Annotated in this window: 5 protein-coding genes; 3 read left to right on the forward strand and 2 right to left on the reverse strand. The window is 59.3% G+C overall.

Translation table 11 applies throughout. The features are described 5' to 3' along the window. The 3 genes from ABLN94_RS23330 to ABLN94_RS23340 are packed head-to-tail and all read left to right on the forward strand — an operon-like array spanning position 1 to position 3,477. On the forward strand, positions 1-1,512 hold the full coding sequence (locus ABLN94_RS23330) for a tripartite tricarboxylate transporter permease (RefSeq protein WP_352996923.1): 1,512 nt from the start codon (positions 1-3) through the stop codon (positions 1,510-1,512). Further along, positions 1,502-2,689: a CaiB/BaiF CoA transferase family protein gene (locus tag ABLN94_RS23335; RefSeq protein ID WP_352996925.1), complete on the forward strand. Its 1,188-nt coding sequence runs from the start codon at positions 1,502-1,504 to the stop codon at positions 2,687-2,689. Before ABLN94_RS23330 ends, ABLN94_RS23335 begins: the two co-directional genes overlap by 11 nt. Then, the gene (locus ABLN94_RS23340) at positions 2,686-3,477 is read left to right on the forward strand and encodes a citryl-CoA lyase (RefSeq protein ID WP_352996927.1); all 792 of its coding nucleotides are present in this window, start codon (positions 2,686-2,688) and stop codon (positions 3,475-3,477) included. The genes ABLN94_RS23335 and ABLN94_RS23340 overlap by 4 nt, the downstream gene beginning before the upstream one ends. A gap of 41 nt (positions 3,478-3,518) precedes the next feature. On the opposite strand, the gene ABLN94_RS23345 is transcribed toward ABLN94_RS23340, so the two are convergent. Further along, positions 3,519-5,042 (reverse strand): heme biosynthesis protein HemY, encoded by a 1,524-nt coding sequence (locus ABLN94_RS23345; protein ID WP_352996929.1) that lies wholly within the window; start codon positions 5,040-5,042, stop codon positions 3,519-3,521. A gap of 10 nt (positions 5,043-5,052) precedes the next feature. After that, a partial coding sequence (locus ABLN94_RS23350; protein WP_352996931.1) for a COG4223 family protein occupies positions 5,053-6,168 on the reverse strand: 1,116 nt, incomplete at its 5' end.

Below are 6,168 nucleotides of genomic sequence, written 5' to 3' on the forward strand. Positions count from 1 at the left end.
ATGCTTGAAGGACTTCTGATCGGCCTGCAAACGGCATTCTCAATCCAAAACCTTCTGATGGTCATCGCGGGCTGTCTGATCGGCACATTCATCGGGATGCTGCCGGGCCTCGGGCCGATGTCGATCATCGCCATCATGATCCCGGTCGCTATCTCGATGGGTGATCCATCCGCCGCGCTGATCCTGTTGGCCGGGGTCTATTACGGCGCGATCTTTGGCGGCTCGACCTCGTCCATCCTGCTGAATGCGCCGGGGGTCGCAGGCACGGTCGCCTCAAGCTTTGACGGCTATCCAATGGCGCGGCAGGGCAAGGCCGGTAAGGCGCTGACAGTCGCCGCAATCGCCAGCTTTGCAGGCGGAACACTTGGGGCCGTGCTGCTGATGGTATTCGCCCCTGCTTTGTCCTCGGTCGCGCTGCTGTTCCACTCGGCCGAATATTTCGCGCTAATGGTCGTGGGCCTTTCGGCCATTGCAGCCTTTGCGGGCAGCGGGCAGGTCGCCAAGGCGGTTATCATGACAGTCCTCGGGCTGATCATGGCAACCGTTGGCGAAGGCGCCCTATTCAACCTGCCTCGCTTCACCATGGGGATCATGGATCTGCAATCCGGCTTTGGGTTCATAACGCTGGCCATGGCCATGTTCGCCCTGCCCGAAGCCTTGTTTCTGGTTCTGAAGCCAAAGGACCTGAAAGGCGACGATGGCAAAATTAAAGACCTGCGCATCACCAAGGCAGAGGCCAAAGCCATCGCACCGGTGGTGGGACGGCAATCCGTTCAGGGCTTTTTCATCGGGGTTCTGCCCGGTGCAGGTGCCACAATCGCCAGCTTCCTGGGCTACGCGGTTGAACGTAACATCGCGCCGAAGGAAGAGCAGGAAGAATTCGGCAAAGGGTCGATCAAAGGGTTGGCAGCCCCTGAAACGGCGAATAACGCGGCTTGTACAGGGTCATTTGTTCCGTTGCTGACACTGGGCATTCCCGGATCGGGCACGACGGCCATCCTGCTGGGCGCTCTGATTGCCCTGAACGTGACACCCGGCCCGCGTTTGATGATTGATGAGCCACAGATCTTCTGGGCCGTCATCATGTCGATGTTCATCGGAAACCTGGTTCTGCTGATCCTGAACCTGCCGCTGATCCCCTACATCGCCAAAGTGCTGGCCGTTCCGCGCAACTACCTGATCCCGTTCATTTTGTTCTTCACCCTGATGGGAGCTTATATCGGGCAGAACAATGCCACCGAACTGCTGATCCTTGTTGGTTTCGGCGTCTGTGCCACGGCGTTGAAGTTTGCCGACTACCCGCTGGCCCCGCTACTGATCGGGTTCATCCTGGGCGGGATGATGGAGGACAACTTCGCCCGCTCCATGCAGCTTTATGACGGTATCGCCTTTATCTGGGAACGCCCCATGACGCTGGGACTGCTGGTGATTGCCGCACTGCTGGTACTGCTGCCCAGCTACCGCGCGCGTCGGGCACGGGCACGCGCAGCCGGAGTTGCAGATGGCGACTGAGCCCCTGTCAGGCATACGGGTTCTTGACCTGACAAACGTTCTGGCGGGCCCGTACTGCTGCTATCAGCTTGCGCTGATGGGGGCCGAAGTGATCAAGGTCGAGCGCCCAGAAGGCGGCGACCTTGCTCGCGTTCTGGGGGCTGATCCAGACCGGAACAAGGCGGGTATGGGTATCAGCTTTCTCGCCCAGAACGCGGACAAGAAGTCTGTCACCCTGGATATGAAATCGGCGAAAGGCAAAGCGCTGCTGAAACGGTTGGTGCAAACGGCGGATGTTCTGGTTGAGAATTTCCGGCCCGGCGTCATGGACCGTCTGGGGTTGGGCTATGAGGTTCTGCGCGCCGAAAACGCCAACCTGATCTACTGCGCGATCAGCGGCTTTGGTCAGGACGGGCCTCGGCGAAAAGACCCCGCCTATGACCAGATCGTTCAGGGTCTCAGCGGTGTCATGTCGATAACCGGCTCGCCTGATACAGCCCCCTACCGCGTTGGCTATCCGCTGGCCGATACCGTCGGAGGTTTGACGGCGGCTTTCGCCATCAGCGCGGCCTTGAACGCCAACCCGCGCGGCGTTTTTTTGGATATTGCCATGTCCGAAGCGGTGATTTCGACGATGGGTTGGGTGGTTTCCAACTATCTGGTCGGCGGCGTTTTGCCCGGAGCGCATGGTAACGAAAACACAACATCCGCACCCTCCGGGACATTTGCCACCGCAGACAACCCGATCAACATCGCCGCAAATCGCGACGAGCAATGGCAGGCACTCGTCCAACATCTCGGTCGAGAGGATTTGCTGCAAAACTCGGATTATGCGACGCGCGAAGACCGCAAAAGGAACCGCCACTCTCTTCGAGAAGATCTGGAAGCAACACTGCGCACACGTCCGTCCAGTGAATGGGTCAACGAACTGAATGCACTGGGCGTTCCGACCGGGCAGGTTTTGACTGTGCCTGAAGCCCTGTCGGACGAACAACTTGCAGGCCGTGGTCTAATTGGATCCCTGTCCGTACACGGCGAAGAGATGAAATTGGCAGGCAGCCCAGTCGTTATGGATGGACAACGCAGGATGCCCCGAACTTCGCCCCCACCGCTTGGCGCGGATAACGCAGCTATCTGGTTGGAGCTTGGTCTTTCAAGCGCCGAGATTGATGAATTGAAGAAGGAGGGTGTCATATGAGCGACGTCGCGGACTGGTGGAGTACCGCAATCATCGACATGGAACCCGGGCGCATCGACCTACGCGGAGAGCCTATTCAAGACCTCATCGGCAATCTCAGCTTCGCGGAAATGATCTGGTTCATGGTACGCGGCGACCGGCCCTCACCCTCTCAACTAAGGTTATTCGAGGCCGCGTTGGTTGCTGCTGTGGATCACGGACCGCAGGCGCCTTCGATTGCAACGGCCCGAATGGCCGTGACCTGTGGGTTGCCACTGAATAACGCCATGGCCAGCGCGGTGAATATGCTGGGTGATATCCACGGCGGCGCCGGGGAACAGGCCGTGATGCTGTACCAATTTGTCCACTCGCACCCTTCAGAGGTTGGCGCTGCGATGGATGAATGGATCGCCTCGCACGGAAAAATTCTCCCTGGATTTGGCCACCGGTTTCACACGCCAACCGACCCGCGCGCGCCGCGTTTGATGAGCTTGGTCGACGAAGCGATCGAACAAAGCGCCTGCGAAGGGCGGTTTAAAGCTGTCGCAACAGACATTGAGACAGAGCTTGCAAATCGCAAAGGTAAACCGGTTCCCATGAATATCGACGGAGCAACGGCGGTGATATACGCCGAGCTTGGTTTCCCTGCCCCACTTGCGCGCGGCTTGTTTTGCCTTTCCCGATCGGTAGGTATTCTCGCGCACGCTTGGGAGCAGACCCAACAAGGCGGGCGAAACAAAGGCCCGACACCACCCAAATATCGCTGGACCTACCTGGACGCCTCGGCGCAAAGCAAAACTAGTTCGTAGAATAAGGACAGTGGCGGTAAGTAAATCAAACTTGGGAACCGCTAGGTCTGTTTTTCCACTACCGGCTCAACATCAGGCTGAACGGGTTCAACGTCAGGGCGGACGGGCTCCGCCTCCATCTCGATGACTTCGGGTTCAACCGTTTCCTCAGGTTCTTCCACTTCGGGCTCAGGCTCTGCCTTGTCCTCAAGCGCGCCAACGATCAACGGCAGCATATGCACACCGGTTGCTGTGGCAATCTCAGGTGTTTGCGGGGTCTGCCAGCTGAGCGTGTCAAAGCTGCCGCAGTTCTGACAGACCGGACCCCATTCCGGCTGAATGTCGTGGCAATTGTCACAAACCCATTGCGGGCCGCGCGGCGCATTGAGCGCCTTGGCCAGCCAACCTTGCACCACCGCATCCGAGGCACCCTCACCGCGTTCAATTGCAGCCATCAGAGTATAGGCGCGTGCATCAGCCTGTTTTTCCACCACATCACCCAGCGCGCGGCGGGCTTCGGGGAAATCCTCGGCAACGATGTTCAACTCGGCCAGAATCAGGCGGGTTTCCGGGTTTTCCGGATGGATACGGGTCAGAGCCGTGAACCGGGTGATCCGTTGAGCAGGGGTTTCATCCGGCGCAATCTCGGCAAAGGCATGGGCCAGATCGGGGTGCGGCTGAACCTCCCACGCTTTTTTCAGAATCTTGGTCGCAGCGCGCGGTTTGCCTTTTTCAATATAGGCACGGGCAGCCATAGCAGCGGCGGGCACAAGATCAGGAGACAAGCGGTTCGCTTCAATCGCGTGTTCCCGCTGTTCGACCGTGGCGTTTTCATCCAGAATATCCTTGGCTTCGGACAAGGCCAGCACCGCATCGCGTCGTTTGTACACGTCGCGCGGCAGATGGCCGGCCTTCAGCTTAGCGGTCAAGGTCGACCGCGCGCCGGTCCAGTCCTGCGATTTGGTTTGCAGACCCAGCAGAATGTCCTGCGTCTCGGCATGGCGCGGTTTGATCGCCAGCGCCTTTTCAGCCAGTTTACGGGCGGTATCGTCGTCGCCCTCGGCCAGTTTCTGTTTCATGATGCCACGCACGCCGACAAAGCGGGTGGCGTTGTTGGTGACCAGTTTCTTATAGGTCTCCGACGCCTTTTTCGTGTCCCCATTCATCTCAGCAGCCTGCGCCACCAACAGGTTGGTCAATTCCGGCTTGTTCAACAGCTTTTCGGCCTTATGGGCCTTGTTCATCGCCACGCGCCCTTCGCCCGAGGCCAGAGCCATCAGGCCATCTGACAAGGCCTGATAGCCGCGCTGCTCGCGGCTGCGGTCGAAGTAACGCGACAAGGCGGTTTCGTCGCCGTTCAGGAAATGAAGCGTCGCAATCAGCAGGGTCAGCAGTTTGAAGAACAGCCAGATCACAACAACGAACACGCCCAGCGCGATTACCGATTGCAGCGGGCTCAGCGTAACCTCGGTCCCCATGGCGGTGATTTGCACGCCACCACTGGTATCCATCAGGAAGATAGCCCCCATGGCCAGCAGACCGATAATCGCTACAAAAACAAGGATCTTTAACAATGACCACAGCATGGCAGGTCCTTCAGTTCGAGTTTACGCTGGATTGCAGCGCATTCACGGCGTCCACGGCAGCCACCCGCGTTTGCGCCGCCTGTTCCCAATCGGCCAAAGCAGCCTGTGCCGCCTCGGGCAATGACTTGAGTTCGCTCAGCGCTGTTGACACATCGCCTTTGGACAAAGCCGCCTGCGCGCGCGATAAGATCGCGTCTGGGCCGTCACCCTCCTGCGGGGTCACCGACCGGGCACCGGTCTGCCGTTGCAGAAAGGCGACCAGCCCCGTGCCTTTGTCCGCATCGCGCGCATCGGCCAATGCAGTGCGGGCTGCGGGCGGGAACGAGTCGCGCAGCGCGGCAATCGTTGCAACGCCTTCGCCGGCCGGTGCTGACAGTGCATCGGGCACGCTGACGCCGCCCGCCGTCAGTTCAGCAATCAAATCTGCATAGGGCTGACCGGAGTCCAACTGACCCTGGACTTGCGACAGTACGACCGCATTGGTTGCAGCTTGCGCATCGGCAGCGGCTTTGGTCTCAAGCGCTTGAGCGTCCGCGACCATTTTTTCCACCTCGGTGCGTTGAGCGGCAAGCGAATCCTGCAGTTTTTTCAACTCGGCTTCAAACGCTGCGGACACTTCGGGCGACGCGCCTTGGGTCAATGCGCCACTTTCCAACTCACTCAGGCGGTTGGCCAGTGGGTCGACCTTGCCCTCCAGCCCCGCGACACTGGATTTAAGCGCATCCATATCCGCGCTGAGCGGTGTGACCTGATCAGTCAACGCTGCAATTTTCCCATCCACATCCGAACTGTCGGACAGAGACTTCGTTAACTCCTCAATCTGGCCGGTCTGTTCGCGAATCTTCGCCCTTAACTCGGCAATCGCGTCAGTCTGGCCTGAATTGAACAGTCCGGCGGTACCTGCGGCAAAACCGATCGCAGCAGCGATCGCACCACCGATCAAGGCGGGTACGAAGCCGCCACGCTTTTCTTCCTGTTCCGCAGCGGGTTCTTCATAGGTTGATTCCGCAACCATTTCGGCTTCGGCTTCGGCTTCGGCTTCGGCTTCGGCTTCGGCTTCGGCTTCGGCTTCGGCTTCGGCTTCGGCTTCGGCTTCGGCTTCGGCTTCGGCTTCGGCTTCGGCTTC

This window comes from Ruegeria sp. SCP11 (genome assembly GCF_040329455.1).
Classification (GTDB): Bacteria; Pseudomonadota; Alphaproteobacteria; order Rhodobacterales; family Rhodobacteraceae; genus Ruegeria; species Ruegeria atlantica_E.